General features: G+C 39.9%; 24 protein-coding genes. 23 read left to right on the forward strand and 1 reads right to left on the reverse strand.

From position 1 onward, the window contains the following. Positions 1-38 precede the first annotated feature (38 nt). The 12 genes from QSJ81_RS23750 to QSJ81_RS23805 all read left to right on the forward strand — a co-directional run bounded on the left by QSJ81_RS23750 (position 39) and on the right by QSJ81_RS23805 (position 14,025). Positions 39-1,229, forward strand: a complete 1,191-nt coding sequence (locus tag QSJ81_RS23750; protein WP_285719803.1) for an acetylornithine transaminase — start codon at positions 39-41, stop codon at positions 1,227-1,229. Positions 1,230-1,272: 43 nt separating this feature from the next. Beyond that, positions 1,273-2,220 carry an ornithine carbamoyltransferase gene (argF, locus tag QSJ81_RS23755; RefSeq protein ID WP_502929682.1) on the forward strand — a complete coding sequence of 316 codons (948 nt, stop codon included), beginning with the start codon at positions 1,273-1,275 and terminating at the stop codon, positions 2,218-2,220. Between the two features lie 129 nt (positions 2,221-2,349). Next, a complete protein-coding gene (locus QSJ81_RS23760) occupies positions 2,350-3,564 on the forward strand; it encodes an argininosuccinate synthase (protein ID WP_285719805.1) in 1,215 nt (404 codons plus the stop codon). Next, complete coding sequence (gene argH, locus QSJ81_RS23765) at positions 3,561-4,976, forward strand: argininosuccinate lyase (RefSeq protein WP_285719806.1); 1,416 nt, start codon at positions 3,561-3,563, stop codon at positions 4,974-4,976. Before QSJ81_RS23760 ends, argH begins: the two co-directional genes overlap by 4 nt. A gap of 67 nt (positions 4,977-5,043) precedes the next feature. Beyond that, positions 5,044-6,117: a branched-chain amino acid aminotransferase gene (locus QSJ81_RS23770; RefSeq protein ID WP_285719807.1), complete on the forward strand. Its 1,074-nt coding sequence runs from the start codon at positions 5,044-5,046 to the stop codon at positions 6,115-6,117. 159 nt (positions 6,118-6,276) lie between these two features. Further along, positions 6,277-7,095 carry a diadenylate cyclase CdaA gene (gene cdaA / locus QSJ81_RS23775; RefSeq protein ID WP_285719808.1) on the forward strand — a complete coding sequence of 273 codons (819 nt, stop codon included), beginning with the start codon at positions 6,277-6,279 and terminating at the stop codon, positions 7,093-7,095. Next, positions 7,095-8,015 carry a CdaR family protein gene (locus QSJ81_RS23780; RefSeq protein ID WP_285719809.1) on the forward strand — a complete coding sequence of 307 codons (921 nt, stop codon included), beginning with the start codon at positions 7,095-7,097 and terminating at the stop codon, positions 8,013-8,015. The genes cdaA and QSJ81_RS23780 overlap by 1 nt, the downstream gene beginning before the upstream one ends. A gap of 81 nt (positions 8,016-8,096) precedes the next feature. Then, positions 8,097-9,692 carry an NAD(P)/FAD-dependent oxidoreductase gene (locus QSJ81_RS23785; protein ID WP_285719810.1) on the forward strand — a complete coding sequence of 532 codons (1,596 nt, stop codon included), beginning with the start codon at positions 8,097-8,099 and terminating at the stop codon, positions 9,690-9,692. A 42-nt stretch (positions 9,693-9,734) separates the two neighbouring features. After that, the gene (gene glmM, locus QSJ81_RS23790; RefSeq protein WP_285719811.1) at positions 9,735-11,078 is read left to right on the forward strand and encodes a phosphoglucosamine mutase; all 1,344 of its coding nucleotides are present in this window, start codon (positions 9,735-9,737) and stop codon (positions 11,076-11,078) included. 388 nt (positions 11,079-11,466) lie between these two features. Then, entirely contained in the window at positions 11,467-13,296 is a 1,830-nt protein-coding gene (gene glmS, locus QSJ81_RS23795; protein ID WP_285719812.1) for a glutamine--fructose-6-phosphate transaminase (isomerizing), read from the forward strand. Positions 13,297-13,463: 167 nt separating this feature from the next. Further along, positions 13,464-13,730: a type II toxin-antitoxin system prevent-host-death family antitoxin gene (locus tag QSJ81_RS23800; RefSeq protein WP_285719813.1), complete on the forward strand. Its 267-nt coding sequence runs from the start codon at positions 13,464-13,466 to the stop codon at positions 13,728-13,730. Continuing rightward, a complete protein-coding gene (locus QSJ81_RS23805; protein ID WP_285719814.1) occupies positions 13,723-14,025 on the forward strand; it encodes a type II toxin-antitoxin system RelE/ParE family toxin in 303 nt (100 codons plus the stop codon). Before QSJ81_RS23800 ends, QSJ81_RS23805 begins: the two co-directional genes overlap by 8 nt. 289 nt (positions 14,026-14,314) lie before the next feature. Here the strand turns inward: QSJ81_RS23805 and QSJ81_RS23810 are convergent, their stop codons facing one another. Further along, positions 14,315-14,782 carry a GNAT family N-acetyltransferase gene (locus QSJ81_RS23810; protein WP_285719815.1) on the reverse strand — a complete coding sequence of 156 codons (468 nt, stop codon included), beginning with the start codon at positions 14,780-14,782 and terminating at the stop codon, positions 14,315-14,317. Positions 14,783-15,464: 682 nt separating this feature from the next. On the opposite strand from QSJ81_RS23810, the gene QSJ81_RS23815 reads away from it, so the two are divergent. The 11 genes from QSJ81_RS23815 to QSJ81_RS23865 all read left to right on the forward strand — a co-directional run bounded on the left by QSJ81_RS23815 (position 15,465) and on the right by QSJ81_RS23865 (position 26,316). Further along, a complete protein-coding gene (locus QSJ81_RS23815) occupies positions 15,465-17,231 on the forward strand; it encodes a sigma-54 interaction domain-containing protein (protein WP_285719816.1) in 1,767 nt (588 codons plus the stop codon). Positions 17,232-17,378: 147 nt separating this feature from the next. After that, the gene (locus QSJ81_RS23820) at positions 17,379-17,612 is read left to right on the forward strand and encodes a TIGR03905 family TSCPD domain-containing protein (protein WP_285719817.1); all 234 of its coding nucleotides are present in this window, start codon (positions 17,379-17,381) and stop codon (positions 17,610-17,612) included. A gap of 491 nt (positions 17,613-18,103) precedes the next feature. Then, positions 18,104-19,405, forward strand: a complete 1,302-nt coding sequence (locus tag QSJ81_RS23825) for an L-cysteine desulfidase family protein (RefSeq protein WP_285719818.1) — start codon at positions 18,104-18,106, stop codon at positions 19,403-19,405. A 97-nt stretch (positions 19,406-19,502) separates the two neighbouring features. Continuing rightward, positions 19,503-20,906 carry an L-cystine transporter gene (locus QSJ81_RS23830; protein WP_285719819.1) on the forward strand — a complete coding sequence of 468 codons (1,404 nt, stop codon included), beginning with the start codon at positions 19,503-19,505 and terminating at the stop codon, positions 20,904-20,906. A 21-nt stretch (positions 20,907-20,927) separates the two neighbouring features. Then, positions 20,928-22,262, forward strand: a complete 1,335-nt coding sequence (locus tag QSJ81_RS23835) for a CoA-disulfide reductase (RefSeq protein WP_285719820.1) — start codon at positions 20,928-20,930, stop codon at positions 22,260-22,262. 30 nt (positions 22,263-22,292) lie between these two features. Beyond that, entirely contained in the window at positions 22,293-22,670 is a 378-nt protein-coding gene (locus QSJ81_RS23840) for a RidA family protein (RefSeq protein ID WP_285719821.1), read from the forward strand. Positions 22,671-22,894: 224 nt separating this feature from the next. Continuing rightward, the gene (locus tag QSJ81_RS23845) at positions 22,895-23,041 is read left to right on the forward strand and encodes a hypothetical protein (protein ID WP_285719822.1); all 147 of its coding nucleotides are present in this window, start codon (positions 22,895-22,897) and stop codon (positions 23,039-23,041) included. A 265-nt stretch (positions 23,042-23,306) separates the two neighbouring features. Next, positions 23,307-24,353: a LacI family DNA-binding transcriptional regulator gene (locus tag QSJ81_RS23850; protein ID WP_285719823.1), complete on the forward strand. Its 1,047-nt coding sequence runs from the start codon at positions 23,307-23,309 to the stop codon at positions 24,351-24,353. After that, positions 24,332-24,910 (forward strand): SIS domain-containing protein, encoded by a 579-nt coding sequence (locus QSJ81_RS23855; protein ID WP_285719824.1) that lies wholly within the window; start codon positions 24,332-24,334, stop codon positions 24,908-24,910. The genes QSJ81_RS23850 and QSJ81_RS23855 overlap by 22 nt, the downstream gene beginning before the upstream one ends. Before the next feature lie 17 nt (positions 24,911-24,927). Beyond that, the gene (gene rbsK, locus QSJ81_RS23860) at positions 24,928-25,851 is read left to right on the forward strand and encodes a ribokinase (protein WP_285719825.1); all 924 of its coding nucleotides are present in this window, start codon (positions 24,928-24,930) and stop codon (positions 25,849-25,851) included. An 18-nt stretch (positions 25,852-25,869) separates the two neighbouring features. Next, positions 25,870-26,316, forward strand: a complete 447-nt coding sequence (locus QSJ81_RS23865; protein WP_285719826.1) for an RbsD/FucU family protein — start codon at positions 25,870-25,872, stop codon at positions 26,314-26,316. The last annotated feature ends 12 nt before the right edge of the window (positions 26,317-26,328 follow it).

Consider the following 26,328-nt stretch of genomic DNA (forward strand, 5'->3'; position numbering starts at 1 on the left):
AGTGTTTTCATAAACACTGAATATGAGGAGGGCGTAATGTGAATACACAAGATGTGATCCAAGTTGTTGAAGACTATTACATGCCAGTCTTTGCTCGCTACAACATTGTATTGTCCCATGGTGAAGGACCTTATGTTTACGATAAGGATGGTAAAAAATATTTAGATTTCTTGGCAGGTATTGCTGTTAATGTGCTGGGCCATGCTCATCCGAAGTTAGTAGCAGCCATTGCCGATCAGGCTGGAAAACTAATTCATTGCTCGAACCTGTATTATACAGAGGTTCAAGCTAAATTAGTAAAAAAACTAGCAGCGGTCAGTGGCTTAGATAAAGTATTTATTGCCAACAGTGGGGCAGAAGCCAATGAAGGGGCAATGAAGTTAGCTCGCAAATATGCAAAACAAATCAATCCGAATAAGGTAGAAATTATTACGGCTACTCATTGTTTTCATGGTCGTACCTTAGCGACTTTAACTGCTACTGCACAACCTAAATACCAGGAGGGGTACGAACCTTTGCCTGGAGGATTCAAGTATGTACCGTTTAATGATATAGAGGCTTTAAAAGCGGCTGTATCAGAAACGACTTGTGCAATTCTTTTGGAACCCATTCAAGGTGAAGGCGGCATTAACATGCCTGATGCAAATTATTTTAAACAAGTACGTCAATTATGTGATGAAACAGGAGTTCTCTTAATCTTGGATGAGATCCAAACGGGCATGGGGCGTACGGGCACTATGTTTGCCTATGAACAATTCGGTATTGTGCCTGACATTGTAACCATAGCTAAAGGATTAGGCGGGGGTGTACCAATTGGTGCTTTCATTGCCAGTGACAAAGTGGCTTCCGTTTTTCATAGTGGTGATCATGGTTCTACATTTGGCGGAAATCCATTAGCTTCTGCTGCAGCCAATGCAGTACTGGACGTTATGGAAAATGACAAATTATTAGAAAATGCCTCTAACATAGGCAATTATTTAGAAAAAGGCTTATTAGTACTTCAAGCAAAATATCCTAAACTGATTACACGAGTCAGAGGCAAAGGTTTGATGCTAGGAGCAGAGCTAACAGTTCCAGGTAGAGAAATTGTCAACCAATGCTTAATAAAGGGCGTCATTATAAACTGTACTGCAGGTAATGTATTACGGTTTGTACCACCACTTAATATTGAGCGGGTACATGTAGATGAAGTGCTAGCGGTATTAGATGCCGTACTGGCAGCAGTATAAAGGTAAAAAAGAGAATTATATCACAAGGATGATATAAAGATGTATGGGGGTTTTTGTTGTGGGTATAGAGGTGAAAGATTTAATATCTATTCATGATTTGTCGACTAAGGAAATCAATGACATAATGGACTTGGCTAAAAAGCTAAAGGCACAATTGAAAAACGGTGAAGAGCATCATTTACTAAAAGGCAAAACCTTAGGAATGATCTTCCAAAAGGCTTCCACTCGCACAAGAGTATCCTTTGAAGTAGGTATGTGGCAGTTAGGTGGCGCAGCGTTATTTCTAAATGCTAATGATTTGCAGATTGGCCGAGGAGAACCTGTCAAAGATACTGCCCGTGTATTATCACGGTATGTAGATGGTATCATGATTCGTACCTTTTCCCATGATGAAGTAATAGAATTAGCAGAGTATGCTACTATTCCAGTAATTAATGCTCTCACAGATTTGATGCATCCTTGCCAAGCACTAACGGATATCTTTACTGTCCTTGAACATAAAGGAAAACTGCAAGGCTTGAAAATGGCTTATATTGGTGATGGCAATAACATGGTAAATTCTCTGCTGCAGGCTTGCGCGAAAGTGGGGATGGATATCTCCATTGCAACGCCTAAAGGGTATGAGCCAGATGCTGCAATTGTGGCAGAAGCACTAGAAGTTGCTGCTGTGACGGGGAGTAAGATTGTATTATGCCAAGACCCTTTTGAGGCAGCCAAGGATGCAGATGTTTTCTATACCGATGTATGGGCGAGTATGGGCAAAGAAATCGAGCAGGAAGATCGCCGAGAAGTATTCGTTAACTATCAGGTTAACCATGAACTTCTTAGTGTTGCAAAAGCCGATTCTATAGTGCTGCATTGTTTACCAGCTCATAGAGGAGAAGAAATTACAGAAGAAGTATTGGAAAGCGAGCAATCCGTTGTTTTTGATCAAGCGGAAAACCGTCTTCACGTGCAAAAAGCAATTATGGTATTATTAATGGGAAAATGAAGCAGCGCACAAAAGCTTTGTTAAAAGATTTATGTAAGTCGCGACCTTAGCATCGTAATGCTAACATCATTTTAATTTTACAAACTGCTCAATATAGAAACGATAATTTAAAACAAAGGGGACTACAACATGAGTGATATTAAAAAAGTCGTATTAGCGTATTCAGGGGGCCTAGATACCTCTGTTATTATTCCGTGGTTAAAAGAGAATTACAATTGTGAAGTAATTGCTATGTGTGCTGATGTAGGGCAAGGGGATGAATTGGCCCCTGTACATGATAAAGCGCTAAAATCAGGAGCTAGCAAAGTCTATATTGAAGATTTGAAACAAGAGTTTGTAGAAAGCTATGTTTGGCCTACTTTGAAGGCTGGTGCAGTGTATGAAGGAAAATATCTATTAGGTACTTCTTTTGCTAGACCTATTATTGCCAAAGCATTAGTAGCCATTGCCGAAAAAGAAGGCGCAGATGCCATTGCTCATGGTGCTACAGGTAAGGGAAATGACCAAGTACGTTTTGAACTTACTGTAAAAGCATTAGCACCTCATCTAAAAATTATTGCTCCTTGGAGACTTTGGGATATTCGTTCTCGTGAAGATGCTTTTGATTATGCAGAAAAGCACAATATTCCTATTCCAGTAGCTAAGAGCCGTCCTTATAGCATGGACCGCAATATCTGGCATTTAAGTCATGAAGGCGCAGATTTAGAAAATCCAGCAAATGAGCCAATGGACGATGTTTATATGGTGTCAAAATCCCCTGAGAATGCACCAGACAAAGCAGCTTATGTAGACATTTGCTTTGAAAAAGGGATTCCAGTAGCCATTGATGGTAAAAAAATGGGTGCAGTAGCATTACTAGAAAAGCTAAACACTCTTGGTGCAGAACATGGGATTGGTATTACGGATATTGTAGAAAATCGTTTAGTTGGGATGAAATCTCGTGGCGTATATGAGAATCCAGGCGGATCGATTTTATACTATGCTCATAGAGAATTAGAGTATTTAACATTGGATCGTGCAACGATGCATTACAAAGAACAAGTTGCCATTCGTTATGCAGAACTTGTATATGACGGAATGTGGTTCTCTCCACTCAAAGAATCTCTTGATGCATTTGTAGATTCTACCCAACAGACTGTAACTGGTACAGTTCGTTTGAAATTATATAAAGGCAATATCATGAGTGCTGGATCTAAATCTCCTTACTCTTTATACCATGAAGGCTTTGTAACGTTCGGTCGTGACGAAGTGTATAACCAAAAAGATGCAGAAGGATTTATTAACCTTTTCGGCTTACCTTTAAAAGTAAGAGCGTTAATGATGAAAGAGGCGGAAAAGAAATGAGTAAGTTATGGGGCGGTAGATTTGCCAAAAATACAGATGTAATGGTGGAGGAATTTACCTCCTCCATTTCTTTTGATCAGCGCATGTACGGAGAAGACATTGCTGGAAGCATTGCTCATGCCACCATGTTGGCTAAATGCGGCATTATTGCACAGGAAGAAGCAGATACGATTATTGAAGGACTCAAAACTATTTTGGCTGATATTGAAGCTGGAAACTTTAGTTTTGAAATTGCCTTAGAAGATATTCATATGAATATTGAAAAAAGATTAACAGACCGTATAGGAGCAGTCGGTGGAAAGCTTCATACAGCTCGCAGCCGTAATGACCAAGTAGCATTAGATACCCATATGTATTTAAAACACGAAATTGGGGCGATTGGTACACTAATCCAAGATTTGCAGCAGGCCATTGTGGAAGTAGCGCAAAAATATCAATCCGTAGTTATGCCTGGCTATACTCATTTGCAACGGGCGCAGCCCATTCTATTTTCTCATCATATGATGGCTTACTTTTTCATGTTAACCCGTGATTTTAGAAGATTAAAGGGTGTATGGGAAGGTACTGACATTATGCCACTAGGAGCAGGAGCACTTGCGGGTACAACTTTTCCTATTGATAGGCATTTTGTAGCGGAGCAATTGAACTTTAGTCAAGTCTATGAAAATAGTATGGACGCTGTCAGCGATAGAGATTATATTTTAGAATTCTTATCTTGTGCCTCCATTCTCATGATGCACCTAAGTCGTATTAGTGAAGAAATTATTCTTTGGTCTTCGGCAGAGTTTTCCTTTATTGAACTCGATGATAGTCATTGTACAGGTTCTAGCATAATGCCCCAGAAAAAAAATCCAGATGTAGCGGAACTAGTAAGGGGAAAAACGGGGCGGGTTTTTGGTCACTTAATGGCTTTATTGACGACAGCGAAAGGCTTGCCTCTTGCCTATAATAAAGATTTACAAGAAGACAAAGAAGGTATGTTTGATACCATTGATACCTTAAAATTCAGTTTAAGTGTCTATGCCTCCATGCTTAGAGCTATGAAAGTAAATGATAAGGTCATGGGAGCAGCAGTGCGTAATGATTTCTCCAATGCTACCGACATGGCAGATTATTTAGTCAAAAAAGGACTGCCTTTCCGCCAAGCTCATGAGGTAGTAGGGAAATGCGTGGCCTATTGCTTAGGAAACGATAAATGGCTGATGGATTTATCCTTAGCTGAGTTCAAAGAATTTTCCCCTTTGTTCGAGTCAGATATTATAGAAGCCATAAAAGTAGAAACTTGTGTAGATGCGCGTAATTCCTATGGTGGAACTTCGTCTACGGGAGTAAAACGTGAATTTACGGTAGCCCAAGAAATCCTTTCAAAACAGCAAGGCGTACTTGACATGTATACAAAAGGCAATATATAATAACCATAAATGTTACAACGTTACACAATATGCAGCTTTTTTTTAAATGACAAGGAGGCGCTCTGGTATGACTGAGATTGCAGTTAAAATGAAAGAAACAGTAGGTACTATGCCACCTGAGGAAAAATTGGGATTTGGCACATACTTTACGGACCATATGTTTACTATGGATTATAATCCACAGGAAGGTTGGCATAACCCTACCGTTGCCCCGTATAATGAGTTTTCTGTTTTTCCAGCGGCTATGGTTTTTCATTATGGGCAGGCTATCTTTGAAGGTATGAAAGCATTTCGGACGGAAGATGATCGTATTGTTATATTCCGTACAAAAGATTATTTGGAACGGTTCAATCGATCGGCAGATGCTCTTTGCATACCAAATATTGATGTGGCTGTCGTAACAGAAGGCTTAAAAAAAGTCGTGGAAGTTGATAAAAAATGGGTACCAACGAAAGTAGGTACAGCTTTATATATCAGACCATTTATTATTGCTACAGATCCTTATGTCGGGGTAAAAGTATCGGATACCTATAAATTATTCATTTTATTATCGCCAGTAGGAGCCTATTATGCAGCAGGATTTGATCCAGTTAGCATAAAAGTAGAAGATAAATATGTTCGTGCTACCTTAGGCGGTTTGGGAGAAGCAAAAACTCCTGCAAATTATGCAATGAGTCTTAGAGCGCAAGAGGAAGCAAAAAAAGAAGGTTTTGCTCAAGTACTGTGGTTAGATGCTGTGGAGCGTAAGTATATTGAAGAAGTTGGCACGATGAATATCTTCTTCAAAATCAACGGTGAAATCGTTACTCCCGATTTAGTTGGTAGTATTTTGGGTGGCATGACAAGAAGAACTGTACTGGAATTGGCTAAGGCATGGGGGATAAAAACTTCTGAACGACGTATTTCCGTGGAAGAAATTTTTGCAGCTCATGAAAAAGGTCAACTGGAAGAAGTGTTTGGTACAGGTACAGCTGCTGTTATTTCACCTGTTGGCGAATTGTCTTGGAAGGGCAAAAGAATTGTCATTAATCATAATAAGACAGGGGAATTTGCTCAAAAATTGTTTGATACAGTAACTGGTATACAATATGGTAAACTAGAAGATAAATTCAACTGGATCGATGAAGTAACGAAATTATAAGACGTGAATCGAATAAAAAAATTAATACCTCCTTTTTTAGGGAGGTATTAATTTTTTTTTTGACTAGAAGATAAATAATAAAGGTTTTCCGTAATATTGGGTAGAATAAATTAATATTTATTGTTATTATTCTTACGATTATGATGAGGAGTTTGGCCTATGTTGCTACAAATTCAAGGAATTATCTCAACCATTAGCTTATTGGATCTTGTGGATATGGTTATCGTGGCTTTTGTTCTGTATAAACTGTATGTGATGATACGTGATACTAGAGCCTTAGCTCTGCTAAAAGGGCTGATTGTTCTCTTGATTGCTACAGTTATCAGTAAATGGCTAGGGCTTAACGTCATTAACTGGCTACTGAATAAAACCATGACAGTGGTGTTGGTCGCCCTGCCGGTTGTTTTTCAGCCGGAACTTAGGCGTACCCTAGAGCAGTTGGGGAGAGGCAAGTTATTCAAGAAGAGTGTATTCTTAGATGAACAGGAACAAGAAAATCTATTAGATGAGTTAGGTAAAGCCGTAGCCGTATTAGCCAAAAACAAAATTGGTGCCCTTATTGTACTAGAAAGAGAAACAGGTCTTAGTGATTATATTGAAACGGGTATTAAAGTAGATGGTCTTGTTTCTAATGAATTTTTAATTAATATTTTTATTCCAAATACTCCAATGCATGATGGAGCCGCTATTCTAAGAGGAAATCGCATTATGGCGGCAGGCTGTCTTTTGCCATTGACAGATGATCGTAGTTTAAATAAAGAATTGGGTACAAGACACAGAGCTGCTATTGGCATTACAGAGCAAACCGATTCGGCTGTAGTAGTGGTAAGTGAAGAAACAGGTATTATTTCCCTATCTAGAGGTGGCAGACTCGTTAGGGATCTAGATGCTAATTCTCTAAAAGAAAAATTACGGCCACTGTTTGCCAGTAAAAATCATACATTAGGCAATTTCTTAAACTGGAGGCAGTATTCATAATGGATAGATTACCGAAGACAAATCTAACAGCAAAAATCGTGGCTCTTGTTTTAGCGGTTATCCTATGGGTATATGTAATGAATGAACAAAATCCTCCCGTTGAAGTAAATATGGAAGTTCCCTTAGAAATACGCAATACTTCCAGCTCTTTAGTACCTGTAGATATTCCTGAATTTGTACGCATTAGGGTACGTGGGCCAAGGACTTTGATCGCTGGACTTTCTCAGCAAGATATAAAAACCTATGTTGATTTGCGAGGGTTAACCGAAGGACTTAATACAGCCAAGGTTCACACTACCGTTCCGACGAGTATGGAGGTAGTAGAAGTGATTCCTGATCGCGTTACCTTTCGTCTAGACCGTGTTGCAAATAGGCAGGTGCCGATTGATGTTAGGTTAGCTGGATCGCCTTCGATTGATAGTGTTGTGGAGAAAATTAATTACAGTACCGTTAATGTAGTGGTGGAAGGGCCGAAAGGTTTATTAGATACAGTAGCTAAAGCGGTTGCTACAGTGGATGTTTCCGGGAAGAACACTGATTTTACTGTATCTGCCCCCCTTATTTTACTGGACCAGAATGGTAAAGAAATAGGAGAAGGATTAAGTTTCAACCCGGGAAATGTGTCTGTTACCCTATCTTTTGCACCTAGCGTTAGCAAAAAGGTTATCGATATCAAACCTAGTGTTACTGGGGAATTGCCAAAGGGATATATTATAAAGCAGCTTGTAACGAATCCTCCTAGAGTGGAAGTAAGTGGCACTCCTAATGTGGTAGAAAAAACAGAATTTATTTATACGGAACCTATCAATTTGGATGGCATAGACAAAGATAAAGAGTTCGAAGTCAAGTTAGTAGGAAAAGAGGGCATTGTCATTCCGAAGAAGACGATAAAAGTGAATATTAGTGTAATAAAACAGTAATGATAGAAATACAGAAAAGAAAAAGTATAGGTATGGATGGATACTACCTTACTTTCCGATTATAAAGGAGCGAAAAGCTAGTTGTTACGGATAATAAATATGCGGGTGCTGCTGGATACCAATACAACAATCAATAAGTTAGCAGCAAAAAGGCTGAAATTACCACCCCAAGCTGTGCTTGAGGTGGTCATTGTACGTAGGGCTCTTGATGCCCGTCGAAAAAATAATATAAGTTTTGTATACACTCTTGATGTAAAGACGGCGGTTCCAGAGGGGCAAGTATTATCCCGCTTAAAGGGGGATAAGGATGTATCCCAGGTGCCTGAATTTGTAACTGAACCCATTATAAAGGGACTAAAAAAAATAGAGCATCCTCCTGTAGTCATTGGCTTAGGACCGGCAGGCATGCTGGCAGCCCTGACCTTAGCGAAACATGGTTATCGGCCTTTGGTTTTAGAAAGGGGACGAAAAATCGAAGATCGTACAAAAGATGTCAATAAGTTTTGGCAGACAGGGAACTTTGATCCCATTTCCAACGTGCAGTTTGGAGAAGGGGGCGCAGGAACTTTTTCCGATGGAAAACTGACTACACGTGTAAATGATCCGTTAATGCGCCAGGTGCTGGAGCTTTTCGTTGAGGCGGGAGCACCCCAAGAGATCACCTATCTTCATAAACCACATATTGGCACTGATAAACTGAGGGATGTTGTAAAGAATATACGGCAAAAAATCATTGCATTAGGCGGCCAAGTGGAGTTCGAAGCCAAGGTAACAGAGGTTGATATAAAGGATGGACAGCTAAAAGGACTAGTTGTCAATGAAAATAGGTACATCCCCTGTTCTGTAGCCTTATTTGGAATCGGTCACAGTGCTCGAGACACCTATGAGATGCTTCACAAACAAGGTGTTGCTATGGAGGCAAAGGCCTTTGCCATTGGTGTCCGTATTGAACATCCTCAGGATGTAATTGATGTATCCCAGTATGGTATTTCCGCAGGGCATTCCCAGCTGCCTGCTGCGGATTATGCTCTTGTATATCATGATAAAGACGCAGGACGTACTGCCTACTCTTTTTGCATGTGCCCAGGTGGCCTAGTAGTAGCTGCCTCCTCTGAAACAGGAGGGGTAGTCACCAACGGGATGAGCCTGTATAATAGAGCATCAGGAGTAGCCAATAGTGCTTTGGTAGTTAATGTTACTCCAGAGGATTTTGGCAATGAAATATTGGGTGGTATTGCATTCCAGCGCAAATATGAACAATTAGCATTCTCCGTTGGTGGCAGTAATTACCATGCACCGTTACAGACGGTGGGAGATTTTTTGGCAGGGACAACAGGTAATACTACTTTTATTACAAAACCAAGTTATCGGCCGGGAACGCTTGCCACGGATCTGCGGCAATGCTTACCACAGTTCGTTACCGATACTCTTGCGAAAGCATTGCCCGAATTTGAGCGAAAGATTAAAGGTTTTGCTCATCCTGAGGCTATCATGACAGGGGTGGAGACCAGAACCTCTGCACCTGTGCGTATTGTAAGAAAAAGTGATTTTATTTCTATCAATACAGAAGGATTATATCCGATTGGGGAAGGTGCTGGTTATGCAGGTGGTATCATGAGTGCAGCTCTTGATGGCCTTAACTCTGCAATTGCTATTATTAAACAATATAAGGTGTAGGGTAACAGATTGTTGCCTAGAGAAGGGAGTAAGTAGATAGATATGGGTAGACTTTTTGGAACAGACGGAGTACGTGGGGTAGCCAATACTCAATTAACACCGGAATTGGCTTTTAAATTAGGTTGGGCAGCAACGACACATTTTGGCAGAGAACATCACACAAGTCCAACTATGCTAATCGGGCGGGATACACGGATTTCAGGACACATGCTAGAAGCAGCTTTGGCAGCGGGGATTTGTTCTGCAGGAGGACATGCTGTATTATTAGGCGTTGTACCAACTCCGGCAGTAGCGTATTTAGCTGGTAAAATGAATGCGCAAGCAGGTGTAGTAATTTCTGCTTCTCATAATCCATATCCAGATAATGGGATCAAATTTTTTGCTGGTACAGGCTATAAATTACCTGATGCGGTAGAAGATGAATTGGAAGAATTGGTAAGCAGCTACAAAGAAGACATGGATCGTCCTGTTGCCGATGGTATTGGCACCATTGTTCATCGACATGATTTGCTTAAAGTTTACATTGATTACTTAGTAAGTACTGTAGATGTTGACTTTAAAGGCTTAAAAATGGTAGTCGATTGTGCTAATGGAGCGGCTTATGAAGTAGGACCTATTGTATACCAACGTTTGGGTGCTGAGGTTATTACTATAAATGACAAACCGACAGGTATAAATATTAATGATAAATGTGGCTCTACCCATATGGAGGAACTACAGAAAGCAGTTGTAGATCATCAAGCGCATTTTGGCATTGCCCATGATGGGGATGCGGACCGTTGCCTTGCAGTAGACGAAAAGGGCGAAATCATCGATGGCGATCAAATGATGGTTATCTGTACATTAGACCGCTTAAAAGAAAACAAACTAAAAGACAATACTCTTGTTGCAACGGTTATGAGTAATATCGGCTTGTACCAAGCGATAAAAAAGGCAGGGGGAAAAGTCGAAGTAACGGCTGTTGGTGATCGTTATGTACTAGAAGCCATGCTAGAAAAGTCATTGATGTTAGGCGGCGAGCAGTCAGGACACGTTATTTTTGCTGAGTATAGCACAACAGGTGATGGTGTATTAACCGCATTGCAATTAATTGCTGCTTTGAAAAAAAGTGGCAAGAGTATGTCGGAATTAGCTTCTGTTATGACCAGGTATCCTCAATTGCTTGTGAACGTTCGCGTAGCAAGTAAAAATGGCTGGGAAGAAAATCAAGCGATTAAAGCTGCCATTGATAAAGGGAATTTAGATTTAGGTGATAATGGACGTATTTTAGTTCGTCCCTCTGGCACGGAGCAATTGATTCGTGTAATGGCAGAAGGACCAAGTATGGAAGAGTTAGATCGTATTGTAAATGAAATTGCTGCAGTTGTAAAAAAAGAACAAGGATGAGTTGACCAAAGTCACTCTTTATATTACAATGAGATATGCAAAGGAGCACACTAGTGCTCCTTTGCATATGTATAATATAAATGGAGGTGAGAAATGGATAAACAACGAAATTTTAGTAGAAACTATTCTTTACTAGACTATGAACAGTTATGATCTAATAGCGCTGGAGCTTGCTTATCATCATTCACATTTTTGTAGTATCTCTTTAGGGGATATTCAAGCAAGCAGACGAGGAAGAGGTTTATCGAAAATTCAGCGGATACCTCTCGGCTACTCTGCAGCCGCCAAACAGCGACAAAACTGTAGGGCAACTTACAGGACAAAACGTCTGAGGCAGATTTAACAGAATGATTTGATTTTTGTATTGAAATTTAGGAGGAATTACCATATGTGTGGTATTGTTGGTTATATCGGCCCTAAGCAGGCCTCAACATTTTTGATTGAAGGTTTAAGTAAATTAGAGTATCGGGGTTATGACTCTGCCGGTATTGCTGTATATGATGGAACTCAGGTTCATGTGGAAAAAAGTGTTGGCCGCTTGGCTAACTTAGAAAAAAAATTAGATAATGAACAATTAATCGGTAATTTAGGAATTGGTCATACTCGTTGGGCAACTCATGGTCGTCCTTCTGATGTAAATTCTCATCCTCATACAGATTGTACTGGAGATTTCGTAGTCGTGCATAACGGTATCATCGAAAACTATATGCACCTCAAAGAAAAACTCATTGCCAAAGGTCATGTATTTACTTCTGAAACAGATACAGAAGTAGTAGCTCATTTAGTAGAAGAGCATTACAAAGGTGATTTTGAAGCGGCAGTCAAAAAAGTATTGTCTGAAATTGAAGGCTCTTATGCTTTGGTGTTTATGACCAAACATGAACCAGATAAAATTATTTGTACGAAACAAGATAATCCTTTGGTTATTGGCTTGGGTGAAGGGGAGAACTTTATTGCTTCCGACATTCCTGCTATCATTAATCGTACTCGTAAAACCTATATATTAAGTGACGGTGAATTGGCTGTTGTCACGAGGGACTCTGTATGGGTTATGAATCGTCAAGGTGTACCCATCACTAAAAAAGTATTTGAAGTAAATTGGGATGCAGAAGCAGCTGAAAAAGGCGGCTATGAGCATTTCATGATCAAAGAAATCTACGAACAACCAAAAGCAATTCGCGAAACCATGTCTAGCCGTTTAGCAAAAGATGATAGCCATATCATACTAGACGAATTAAAATGGACGAAACACGAAGTAGCAGCTATTAAGAAAGTTGTAATCGTAGCTTGCGGTACAGCGTATCATGCTGGTATCGTAGGAAAATATTATATTGAATCCTTGGCGCGCATACCAGTCGAAGTAGATGTTGCATCTGAATTCCGCTACCGTTCGCCGTTAGTGGATGAAAATACGCTAGCTATCGTAGTCAGCCAATCAGGTGAAACTCTTGATACCTTAGCTGCTTTGAAAGAGGCCAAACGTCTTGGTGCCAAAACGTTGGCAATTACCAATGTAGTAGGTTCTTCCATTTCTCGTGAAGCGGATCAAGTAATATATACTTGGGCAGGTCCAGAAATCGCAGTAGCATCTACAAAAGCATATACTACTCAGCTTGTGAGTATGGCAATGCTGGCAATTTATATTGCCGGACTACGCGAGAACATTTCAGCCGAACGCAGTCGCGAACTTATTTCCGGCTTGCGTAACCTACCAGCTCAATTGCATGAGATCCTTGAAGATGTAGAATCCATTAAAACTTTTGCTCAACAATACGGTTTTAATGAAGATGTATTCTTCATTGGACGTTCATTGGATTACGCGGTAGCATTAGAAGGCGCTCTCAAACTAAAAGAAATTTCCTATATCCATGCAGAAGCTTATGCTGCTGGTGAATTGAAACATGGTACCTTGGCTCTGATTATTGAAGGCGTACCTGTTATCGCATTAGCTACGCAGCATGATGTATATGATAAAACCCTAAGTAACATTAAGGAAGTCAAAGCCCGTGATGCTGTTGTTATCGGTATCGCTCAGCAAGGTGATGACCAAATTAAAAAATACGTAGATCATGCGATCTTCATCCCTCAAGCCGACAAATTCTTGGCTCCAATACTTGCAGTTATTCCACTTCAATTATTGGCGTACTACGCTGCCATCACTCGTGGTTGTGACGTAGATAAACCAAGAAACTTGGCGAAGTCAGTAACAGTAGAATAGGTAAATGATAACCGCTCCTATCCTCAAAATGTTTGAGGATAGGAGCGGTTTTGTGTTAGGTATTTAGATAAGCTCGTTAGAATAGCTCTATTGGCATAGAAAAAAATGAATTGTTTTATCATAATTATGATATAATAATATCATAATAAAAACATGAGGTGAGTATAATGCCTGTTATACGTCCGGTTTCTGATTTGCGAAATAAGACCCCCGAAATTGAGGAAATCTGTATCAAAGAACAAAAGCCAGTTTTCATCACCAAGAACGGAAATGGTCACTTGGTAGTAATGAGTCAAAGACTATATGAGGAACAGCAAGCACTTATGGAGTTATATGACAAACTGGATGAAGCCGAAGTCCAAAGTGCGGCAGGAGCCAAGCGAATACCTCATCGTGAAGTTATGGCAAGGCTAAGGGCACGGCTTAATGGCTAAGTATAGCGTAGAATATTTGCCATTGGCTTATGATGATTTAGAAGATATTTTTACTTATATCGTCGCAGATAATCCCGAAGCTGCGGCAGCTCTCTTGATTGAGATTGATGTAGCTATCCTTCATTTAGAAGACTTTCCTGAGATGGGAGTCAACCTTAAAAACCGGAGATTATCCAATAAAGGCTATAAAATGCTTGTTGTTAATGACTACCTGGTGTTTTATGTTGTAGTTGGTACCATTGTAGAAATCAGGCGCATAGTTTCCAGCAAGCGAAACTATACGAAATTGCTTTAAAAAATACAATTATACTACTGTAACTCGTGGTTGTGACCTTGATAATACCGCCCCTATCCTTAAATGTTGAGGGTAGGGGTGATTTTGTTGTAAGATGGAGGATTTTATCTTTGGTAGCGAGAGCTTGGATTCTTTTAGGAAGAATATTTTTCACTGTTTGTAGGGGAAGGGGCAATGTTATTATAAGCTGCAACCTGGTAATTAACCATCGCTTATAATAACATTGACCCTTTGGGCTATTTAGATAGACTTATTAGTATTACCTCATAGTTGGATAATGAGACCTTTGTTATAAATTCATGGTATATTTCATCGGAATAAATAGTATTCCGTTTTTTTCCTGTACAAAATCGATTTTCTCAAAGCCCATTTTTTCATAAATTGCAACAGCGTAGGGCGAAGAATTTACCGTTATGGCTTGCAGATTTTGGTCTGTATTGTAACACTTTTCAAGTATAATATTAAAAAGTTTACGTGCAATTCCCTTTCTGTGGTATTCCTTTTTTACAAATAGCAACGAAATATGGCTATTATCTCTCACAGCAATAACACCAATGATATCATCACTATTTTTGCAACAAATAACAAAGGATTGCCCTGTATCACAGCGGGCAGCTATATTCTCTGGCAATATAAAACTTTTAAATTCATCAATTCCTTCTTGTTTGTAACTAGGAGCTTCAAATTCCTCAAAAACATTCCAAACAAGATTTGCTACTTTCCTTTCCTCTCCAGGCTTCATATACTCAAAGAACATCTTTTTTTCTTCCTTTCTATTTTGGAGTTTTAATCTGACGTAAGAGTATCCTTCGCTATTCAATATAATGATTATGGTTATTTTGCCTATATTGAATATAAATGGGTGATTACCCATAAAAAGGAATAGTAACGTTGAAAAATATTTTAATTTATTATATTATATATGGATTGCGAATTTAGTACTTTATATTAAATTCACTTTAATTTTTAGTTTCGAAAGGCGGAATAATATATGTATGAATTAATAAAATACGGATCAGTTGGGTTATGTCTAGTTTTTATAATATATGCTATCTATTTAACAGCAACAGGAAAAGCTAAGTTTCAACAAAAGAAAAAATAAAAATAGGACGTGATAGTAATAAATAAGGGGAATAGTTAGCATCATTTTCTTTAATACCCCTTTATTTCTTTATAATATACACGTCCATAAGACTACAACGGAAGCAAAAATTGGTTAACGAAGTCAGTAACAGAGAGTATAAAAAATGATAACTGTCCCCTATTCTCAAAATGCTAGAGGGTAGGGACGGTTTTGTTTCATATAAGGGTAGTCTCTAAAGATTGTTATATTTGGTAGATGGTTTAAAGAATCTAATGGCGAAATTAAAGGGAAAGGAATTTTTTTGTATAAATACAGTAATAAGCAAGTATTCTTGGGAGAGTAACAGGGGGAACTTATGTCCAAATTGTATAGAATCAAGGATAGTGTACAATATGTTGCAGAAGCCATTGCCAGCGTTCTAGGGGTAGAGGTGACAATCGCCGATGATAAGCTACTTCGCGTTGCTGGTACAGGACGTTGTGCTGCAGTCGACGGTACGATAGCAAAAGATACGCTATTTGATTATGTGTTACAGTCAGGTAAGGGCGCGATTATTGATAATCCGGGCAAACATAGTGTATGTCTGGAATGTGAAACGCGGGAGCATTGCGATGAATTGGCACAAGTCTGCTGCCCGATAAAAAGTGATGAAGAAACTGTTGGTGTCATTGCCTTAGTTGCTTTTACCGAGGAACAAAAGCAGACTTTACTTGGAAGGCAAAAAAGTTTATTTGCATTTTTAGATAGAATGGCTGATCTTTTGGCTAGTAAAATATCCGAACAGGAACGGTTGTTAGAATTAGGGGATATGAAAAAACAATTGGAGACAGTTATCAATACGGTGCACGAAGGAATTATCGCAATTGATTGCAAGGGGTTAGTCGTTCAACTTAATACAGCGGCACAAAAAATGATTGGGCTAAAAGCAGACAAAGCCATTGGTATGAGTATATGCAACCTGTTTACGGACCTTTCCGTAGAAGACTTAGTAAGGCATGCCAAGGAAAATGCCAATCGTGAGATTTCCTGCTGGCTTTCAGGGCGTCGGCTTCACTGTATCATGACGGTGAACGTTTGGTTTGACGCAGATGGCATTAAGGGGATCGTTGCCACATTGCAGGAAATGGCGAAAGTGAAAAAAATAGTCTCCCGTTATGGTTTGGATATTGATTGCAGCAGTAGTCAGATTTTAGGGAGCAGTCCGGGAATTAAACTAGTAAAGAATGCTATACATATGGCATCGAAGACGAACGTACCCGTATTTATTCGTGGTGAGAGCGGAACAGGGAAGGAGTTATTTGCTAGACTGCTGCATTGCAGCAGTGAGCGGAATAAACAACCGTTTATTGCGATAAACTGCGCTGCAATCCCTGATAATTTACTAGAATCGGAATTATTTGGATATGAAGACGGGGCATTTACTGGCGCACGTCGCGGGGGCAAGCTTGGAAAGTTTGAATTGGCGGATGGCGGTACATTATTTTTAGATGAGATAGGTGACATGCCCCTCGCGTTACAGGCGAAAATTTTACGGATATTGCAAGAAAAACAGGTGGAGAGAGTAGGAGCCACTAAGCCCCAAGCAATTGACGTGCGTATTATTTCTGCAACCCATAAAAATATCGAGGATATGGTAGAAAAGGGGAGCTTCAGAGAAGATCTTTACTATCGTATAAATGTGTTCCCGGTAATAATACCGCCGCTTAGGGAGCGTAAGGAAGACCTTTCAGAATTAATTGATCATATTTTGGCTAGGTATAAAATTATTTATGAAAAAGAAATAATCGGTATTGATAAGGACGCCTATGCCTTGCTCATGAACTATGACTGGCCGGGCAATGTGCGCGAATTGGAAAATGTCATGGAGTATCTTATTGGTATAGAGTCAGGGACAACGATTTCAAGATTGAGTGTCATGCAAAGATTACAGTGCAAGAAAAAGGCTGCTTTAGACATTATACCGATTGCCGAAGTTGAAACGCAAATGATAGTAGCGGCATTAGGAAAATTCGGTACGACGTTGGAAGGCAAGAAAAAAGCGGCCGAAGCCTTAGGCATTAGTAAAGCGACATTATACCGTAAGTTAAAAGAATTGGACAAAAGGACGTATGAAGAAAACTGACTTTTCATTAATGAAAGGTCAGTTTTTTACTGTAGATAAGCAAATTACCTATCTTGGCATGATTATTGCAAACATAAAGTCTTATATCTAGCAGAAATTTATTTGTACAATGTTTTGCTAGAGATCCGTTATAGGGGGAATGAGGATATGAAATATGTTACTCAAGGGGTATGCACCAAAGAAATCTATTTTGATCTTATCGAGGGTAAGGTGTACAATGTTAAATTTGTCGGTGGATGTCCTGGCAATTTAAATGCAATTAGTACTTTGGTAGAAGGGATGCCTGCTGATGAAGTAATCGCTAAGTTTTCAGGCAATGTATGCAGAAATAATACATCCTGCACGGACCAATTAGCAAAAGCATTAAAGGAGCAGATTTAATATGGTCTCCAAGCGCAGGAATGCAAGTGTCAAAATGAGAAGTGCTGCGTAGCCTAGGGTTAAACTGCTTTAAAATTAAATGTCTGGGAATTGGCCTTGCGCATAGTCCTAAGCAAGATAAGTCGAAAATTGCCTAACAAAAGGCTGAATGCCCCGTTTTTCCTCCACACTTGGAGTTCCTTTCATCTCATAAAAACAGAAGTATATAATTTCTCAAAAAGAGAACTTTGTTTTCATTTTGAGAAACTGCAGAGTCTTACTTACCATGAATTTTACGAAAAATATCTTAAAACCTGAATTTTACTTAGTAATTACAGCATAATTTTTAGGTTTGACGGCATGTCATTGTTGGCATAAAATTTGCAGTATAATTGTTTCAGTAACAAATGTTCATTTTGGTAGTATGTTCGAAATTGCTTTTATATGTATTTGGTTTACTGTTTTGCAATTACCGTGATGGATTGCTAGCGATTATCTGAAGGAGGGGTTGTATGAACAACTTAATGGAAAGTGAAAATATATTTTTGGGTCTTTTGAAAAAAGAATTGGTGATCGCTCTTGGTTGTACCGAACCAGTAGCAATTGCGTATGTGGCTGCTTTAGCCAAAGAACAGCTTAAGGGCAAAGAGATTACTTCTGTAGAGGCAGCTCTTAGCGGTAACATGATCAAGAACGCTATGGCGGTTACCATTCCAGGTACAACGGATTGCGGCGTTGATTTTGCTATAGCTATGGGGCTTATTGCCGGCGATTCGACGAAAAAACTTGAAGTGCTCTCGGGGGTAAATCAGGAAGATATAGAAAAAGTCAAAACGTTGTTGGCATTAGGTATTATATCAGTTTCGGTAGCCGATACGGACAAAAAGCTTTATGTAGAAATCGTAGTTCATGCTGGTGAACAATATGCCAAAGTCATTCTATCCGACGAACATACTAGGGTGGTATTGATCGAGGTAGATGGACAGATTGTCTATAAGGACTCTACTGTAGAGGAATTGGCTGCAGCAGATGAAGACAAAGGTACGGTGCTCAATCTTGATAAACTTTGGCAGTTTGTCATGCAGGTTGATATTGGGAAATTGGGACTAATCAAGCAAAGTATTGAACTTAATAAAAAGGTAGCCCAGGAAGGGTTAGATGGCTCTTACGGGTTGCAGGTTGGCAAAACTTTGCGTGATGGTATTAAGAAGGGCTATTTTAATAATGATTTTGCTACTTATGCAATGTCGCTGACAGCCGCTGGTTCAGATGCCAGAATGGCTGGGGTATTAATGCCAGTGATGAGTAACTCCGGCAGCGGTAACCAGGGGTTGTGTGCAACCTTGCCAGTAGTAGCTGTAGGCGAGAAATTAGCTGTTGATGAGGAAAAAATGATCCGGGCGCTAACATTGAGCCATTTGATTACCATTTATATTAAGTCCAAATTTGGACGCTTGTCAGCCCTTTGCGGCGCAGCCATTGCTGGAACCGGTGCTAGCAGCGGTATTACTTATTTATTAGGCGGAAATTTAGAGCAAATCAAGTATGCGATTCAAAATATGTTAGGTAATGTAACTGGTATGCTGTGTGACGGTGCCAAAGCCGGCTGTGCGATGAAGGTATCTACTTGTATTAACGCAGCGGTACAATCAGCCATTATGGCGCTGGAAGGCCGTTGTATTAAAGAGACAGACGGTATTATTGAACAGGATGTTGAATATACGATCGATAATCTTTGCCGTCTAGGTAATCAGGGATCGCTGGCAGCAGACAAGATTATTTTAGATATCATGCTCAATAAGAAGGTTTTCTGATATTGAAAGATACTAGCAAGATAGTAAAGGAGGGAACGCTGGTTTTTTAACAAGAGAATAGAATCAGTAAAAATGTGAAGAAAATAGGAGGGTTATTATGAGTGAGCTAACAGCAGTTATTATTAATCTAATTGGTATGCTGGTATTGATGTTTGTTTTGCTTCAGATGCAGCGAAAACATTGCAGCTTTGGCAAACGGGTTATGACTGGCTTGGGCCTTGGAATTCTCTTTGGTTTTATTTTGCAAAGTTTTTACGGGGGCGATTCTGTTGTTATCAAACAATCCAACACTTGGTTTGATGTCATTGGATCCGGCTATGTGCGGTTATTGAAAATGATTGTCATGCCGCTGATTGTAGTTTCAATTACCAGCGCGATTACCAATCTTCAAGACACAAAGATCTTAGGCAAAGCAGGGGTATTATTGATTGGTATGTTAATGATGACAACAGCTGTGGCAGCGATGGTCGGTGCAGGATATTCTCTCGCATTCCAGCTAAATGCTGGAAGCATTCAGGCTGGCGAAGCTGAGCTTGGAGCGAAAACGAACGTGGAAAAGAAATTTACCTCCTTTACGGCAAAACCTGTTCAGCAGCAATTAATCGAGATTATCCCTGATAACCCTTTTTATGCTGTTACAGGACAAGGCAGTAATGCTACTTTATCAGTCGTATTTTTCTCTGCTTTCATCGGGATTGCCGTGCTGGGCATCAAGAAGAAAAAACCTGAATCAGCTGAATTTTTCTGTAAAGCAATTAATGCCGTACATGATGTCGTCATGCGTATGGTTACGCTAGTGTTGCGGCTGACTCCTTATGGCGTTTTGGCCTTGATGACTGGATTTATTTCCACTAGTAATTTCGGGGCTATGATGAAACTAGTCCAATTTATTATCGCTTCATACTGTTCATTACTTACAATGTTTGCCATTCACATGTTGATTTTATCCTTTACAGGCTATAATCCGCTTACGTATGTTAAGAAAATTGTACCTGTTATGATTTTTGCCTTTACTTCACGGACAAGCGCAGGAACAATGCCTCTTACAATCAGGACATTAATCGATAAGCTGGGCGTTCCCGAAGCATATGCCAATTTATCGGCTTCTTTTGGCACCAGTATAGGTCAGAACGGTTGTGCTGGCATTTATCCGGCGATGTTAGCCATTATGGTTGCTCCTACCGTGGGCATCAATCCTCTTGACTTGGGATTTTTGGTTAAGCTGGTCATTATTGTTGCCATAGGATCTTTTGGTATCGCTGGGGTTGGCGGTGGTGCTACTTTTGCCGCTTTGATCGTACTTTCCACTATGGGATTGCCTGTAGGGCTTGTTGGGCTATTGATTGCCATTGAGCCATTGATTGATATGGGCAGGACGGCGCTCAATGTCAGCGGTGCTATGGTTGCTGGTCTTGTTACCAGTAAAATGGTTAGTGAAGTCGATATGAATATCTATAATCAAAAACTTGTCGACGAAGAAACAGAAAGATTTTCTGTATAAATTAACATAAGGAGGTATGCTATGAAAATCATTATTATTGGTGCTGAGGCAGCAGGGGCTAGCGCGGCGGCAAAGGCCAAGCGGCTGTCACCCGAAGCTGAAATAATCATTTATGAAAAATCGGATATTGTTTCTTTTGGCGCTTGTGGGTTGCCGTATTTTGTTGCTAATTGTTTTGGGGATACAGACTTTATGATATCACGGACGGTGTCTCAGTTTGCGAAGAATGGCATTACAGTTAAAATCAGACACGAGGTCGTAGCTGTTGATGTTGCAAACAAGGGCCTTATTGTTGATAACTTGGAAACTGGTGAAAGAAAGATAGAAAAATATGATCGTTTAATGATTGCGACTGGAGCAGCACCCATCATACCACCTATTGAAAATTTAAAGTTGAAGCAAGTGTTTACTTTAAAAACAATGGCTGACGGAGTTGCATTAAAACAGGCCGTACAATCGCCAGATATTAAAAATGTGGTGATCATCGGGGCGGGTTTCATTGGAATGGAAGTTACCGAAGCTATGGTCCAAATTGGTAAGAATGTCAGGCTGATTCAATTGGATGAACGAGTGATGTCTGACGTTTTTGATATGGAAATCACTGAAGTATTGGAAAAGGAGGTAGCCAAGGCTGGTGTTGCCTTAAATATGTCGGAAATAGTGAAATCTCTAACAGGCACTGATAAGGTCTGCGGTGTTGTCACGGATAAAGGGGAATATCCTGCTGATTTAGTTGTTGTCGCGGTTGGAGTAAAACCTAATACTGCTTTTTTACAAGATACCGGAATGGCAATGCTGAAGAACGGTGCTATTATTATTGATAAATTAGGACAAACCAGTATCCCTGATATTTATGCTGCCGGAGACTGTGCTACTGTGCCGCATTTTATTACAAATGGAAACGCGTATATACCTTTGGCGACTACTGCCAATAAAATAGGTAAGATTGTTGGGGAAAATTTGGTTGGTAAAGGTAGCGTATTTCCGGGAACTTTGGGAAGTGCTGCAGTCAGAACGCTGGAGTTCGAGGCAGGACGTACCGGGCTTACTGAAAAAGATGTAGTGAAAGCTGGAATACCCTATGGAAGTGTGTTTGTCCGTGACAAAAACCATAGTAATTATCTACCTGGACAATCTGATATTTTTGTTAAATTGATTTACGGCAAGGAAACCAGAAAACTGTTAGGCGGACAAGTAGCAGGCAAATACGGCTCAGCGCTACGCGCCAATATGTTGGCAACAGCAATTTGGAATGGCATGACTGTCGACGAACTGGGCATGCTGGATCTTTTTTATGCACCACCGTTTTCACGTCCTTGGGATGTATTAAATATTGCCGCCAATGCCGCCAAGTAAGATAATAATAAGTCACTTTGGAGGTTTAACATGAAAAAAGTTGTCTATACAGACTATGCGCCTAAGGCTATAGGTCCTTACTCACAAGGGATAAAGGCCAATGGATTTCTCTTCGTCTCAGGGCAGTTGCCGGTAGATCCTAAAACAGGTGAGTTTCCTGAAGGAGGTATTGAAGCCCAAACGCGCCAGTCGCTAGAAAACTCGAAGGCAATATTGGCGGCAGAGGGAGTATCATTGGACAAAGTAGTCAAAACGAATGTATTTTTGCAGAACATGAAAGATTTTATAGCCATGAATAAGGTTTATGCTGAATATTTCGTGGAAGCTGCACCGGCTAGAGCCTGTGTTGAATTTGCTAAGTTGCCAAAGAATGCGCTGGTAGAAATTGAACTCATTGCTATATGCTAGGGAAATGAAAACCGTCCCTATCCTCAAAATATTTGAGGGTAGGGACGGTTTTGCTTCATATTAATTAAGATAAAAAGACGAAATTAACTCCGCTGATTTTTAATAACGATACTTTACAGAGAATTATTATCGCCGTATAATAAAGGTAATCGAACAAACAGATTTAATCTTTGAGTAGAGATTTTAGATAAGAGAGAATAAATAAGAAGAAAGGATTGATCATAATGAAAACTTGTTACGGCGAATATTGCTATGAACATAAAGAAGATAAAGAGTTTAGTAGTATTTTATCTTCACCGATGAAGCCATTTCTAGTTGTCTTGGCCATTGTACTTACACTAGCCGTGGCAACAAGCTTTTTGCATCTGTAAATCGTGGCTGTGACGTTAAACCAAGGAATTTGGTGAAGTCAGTAACAGTAGAATAGATAAATAAGTACTGCCCCTATCCTCAGAAGTTTGAGGGTAGGGGTGGTTTTGTTAGGGAAACTATTCCTTTTAGAAGAGTTGAGAAATATTTATATTGTATATCAATAATACCGTCCTTTAAAAATTAATAATGTGAATACATTGACAATTTCGAAAAAACTGATAAGATTAAATTAAAACCGGTTACAATGTAAAGGAATGTATAAAAATGAGTATTAACATATACGATATTGCTAAAAAGGCAGGTGTCTCATCGGCAACGGTATCAAGGGTTATCAATAATAAACCACATGTGCGTGAAGAGACAAAAAGTAAGATTTTGGATATTATTTCCTCGATGAATTACACGCCCAATGCTTTGGCCCGTAGTCTTAGTACGGGTAATACCCTGAATATTGGATTTTTGATTCCGGATATTGAGAATCCTTTTTTTGCACAGCTTTTGCGTGGATTAACAAATGCTTCTGAGCGATATGGTTATAACATTTTTTTATATGGAACAGATGATAGTGTAGAGAAAGAGCATCGTTTTTTTCGTTCTGTTAAGGCTGAACGCTTAAGTGGTATTATTGTTATTCCTATCGATGAAAATAATACGGAAAGTTGTAAGCGGTTACTGGAATTTGAGAAGGCAGGTGTTCCGGTTGTCCTTATCGACCGAGGCCTTAAAAATTGCCGTTTGAACAGTGTGTTTTCCGAAGATTTCAACGGTTCTTTTGCTGCTGTCGATTGTCTTTTACGTGAAGGGCACCGCCAGATTGCCACGATAAAGGGACCAGAGAACTCTCGACCCGGAAATGAGCGTTGGCTGGGGTATTTAGCGGCCTTAGAAAAATGGAATATCAAGCCGGAAAGTTGCTATATACGGCAAGGAAATTTTCATGAGGAAATGGCCTATGAACTTATGCATAGTCTTATGGAGCAATCAGAACCGCCGACTGCAATTTTTTCATCAAATAATATGACCTCGCTTGGATGTCTTCATTATATTACGGAAAAAGGGATGAAACTCGGTGAAGATATTTCAATGATTGGATTTGACGATATGGAGATTTTAAAATATACGAACATTCATTTAAGTGTTGTAGATCGTGACGTATATAGTATGGGATGGAATGCCATTGAGCTTTTAACAAGACGGTTAGAGGAGCTTGGCAATAAGGATAAAAATGAGACACCTTGCCGGCAAGAAATTTTTTTGCCGACAAAGCTTATCCTTAGGGGGTCAGAGAAATGGAGAGGATCAAAAAAATGACCTATCGGGAACTTTACGAAGTACTGCTCGAGGAGCATCGGCAAGTATTTGCAGCACAGGATGAAGTGCAGTTAGAAAGCATGATGAAGCTGATTATTAAAGCTGCGCGCATTTTTGTAACCGGTTGCGGACGTGAAGGAATTGCAGCCCGCAGTTTTGCGATGAGGCTGATGCATCTGGGAAAGGAAACCCATTGGCTTTGGGATGATACGACGCCAGGTATGCAGAAAGGAGATTTATTTATTGTAGTTAACGGTTCTGGCAAGATAGGTCATATCAATTACCTTCTTGATCAGGCGGGAAAAACTGGTGTCAGTCGCCTAGTTATCACGGGGGCACCGTTAGAAAGAACGCCGCAGGAAGCTGAATACTCTTTATTTGTCCCTGCATGTGTCTATAAAGGAAGTGATATGAGGGTAGTGAAATCTTTTCAGCCCATGGGAAATCTTTTCGAGCAGCATTTGTTTCTTCTTTTTGATATTGTTATTGTGCTGTTAACGGATAAAATGAATTTGACAAATGGGCAGATGGAGTCGCGCCATCGTAATATTGAATAAGGAAGGGAGATTTTTTCATGGGGAAAAAAGTTGCGGTTTTCGGAAGTTTTGTTGTCGACCTTATGGCACGAGCATCACATTTGCCGAAGCCAGGCGAAACAGTTAAGGGGTCTATATTTAAGATGGGAGCTGGCGGCAAGGGATTTAATCAAGGCGTTGCTGCTCATAAATCAGGAGCAAACGTAGCAATGATTACTAAGGTTGGGCATGATACATTTGCAGATGTTGCGCTCAATGTCATGGATGAGCTGAATTGGAGCAAGGAGTACATACTTTATAATCAGGATGTTAGTACAGGTTCTGCAATTATTATGGTGGATGAACAAACAAGCCAAAATAAAATCATTATTGTGCCTGGTGCGTGCAGTACGATTACGGCACAAGAGGTTGATAATTTGAGACCGCTACTGAAGGAGTGCGCTTATGTGCTTTTGCAGTTGGAGGTTAATCAAGATGCAAATGAGCGAGTAGTTGAGATTGCAAACGAATGTGGATGTAAGGTAATTTTGAATACGGCTCCTTATCAGTCAGTCAGGGATGAATTTTTATCAAAGGTCTACATGGTGACACCAAATGAAGTTGAGGCAGAAATGATAACGGGTATACATGTAGAGGGGTTGGATGCAGCGAAAAAGGCTGCTGAGGTATTTTATGATAAAGGCGTCCAAGTCGTTTTAATAACATTAGGTGAACGAGGGGTGTTCATTTCTGATCATGGGCGTGAGGAAATTATCAGTGCATTTAAGGTTGATGCAGTCGATACCACGGGTGCAGGTGACGCATTCAATGGTGGCCTCTTGACAGCTTTATCGGAGGGGAAAGACCTTTGGGAAGCTTCTCGCTTTGCAAGTGCACTGGCAGCGCTTTCTGTCCAGAGAATTGGAACGACTCCAGCGATGCCGACGCGAGAGGAGGTAGAGGTATTTCTTAAAAATCATTAATAGATAGGGGGAAAGGGCATGTTAAAGGGAATTCCTAAATGCATTAGTCCAGATTTACTCAAGGCATTGGCCGATATGGGACACGGTGATCAAATTGTAATTGCCGATGACTTTTATCCAGCGGTATCTATGGCGAAAAATGGTATTACAATTAATGCTGACGGTATCGGGGCGGCTGAGATGGTTGATGCAGTACTTCAGCTTATGCCGCTTGATGTTGATTACGTAGAGCATCCGGTGATGATTATGGACATAATGGATCATTTGAAGAGTAAGATGGAAAGACCGAAGGTTTGGGATGACTTCATTGCTGCGGTTAAGCACAATGAGCCTAAGGGAGAAAAGTGTATAGGATTTATTGATCGATTTGATTTTTATGAAAAAGGAAAAACCGCCTTTGTTACTGTATCCACGGGGGAACGGCAGCCATATGGCTGTATTATATTACAAAAAGGTGTCATGTAAATTAAGGAGGGA

The sequence above is a fragment of the Pelosinus sp. IPA-1 genome (assembly GCF_030269905.1).
In the GTDB taxonomy this organism is placed as follows: Bacteria; Bacillota; Negativicutes; order DSM-13327; family DSM-13327; genus Pelosinus.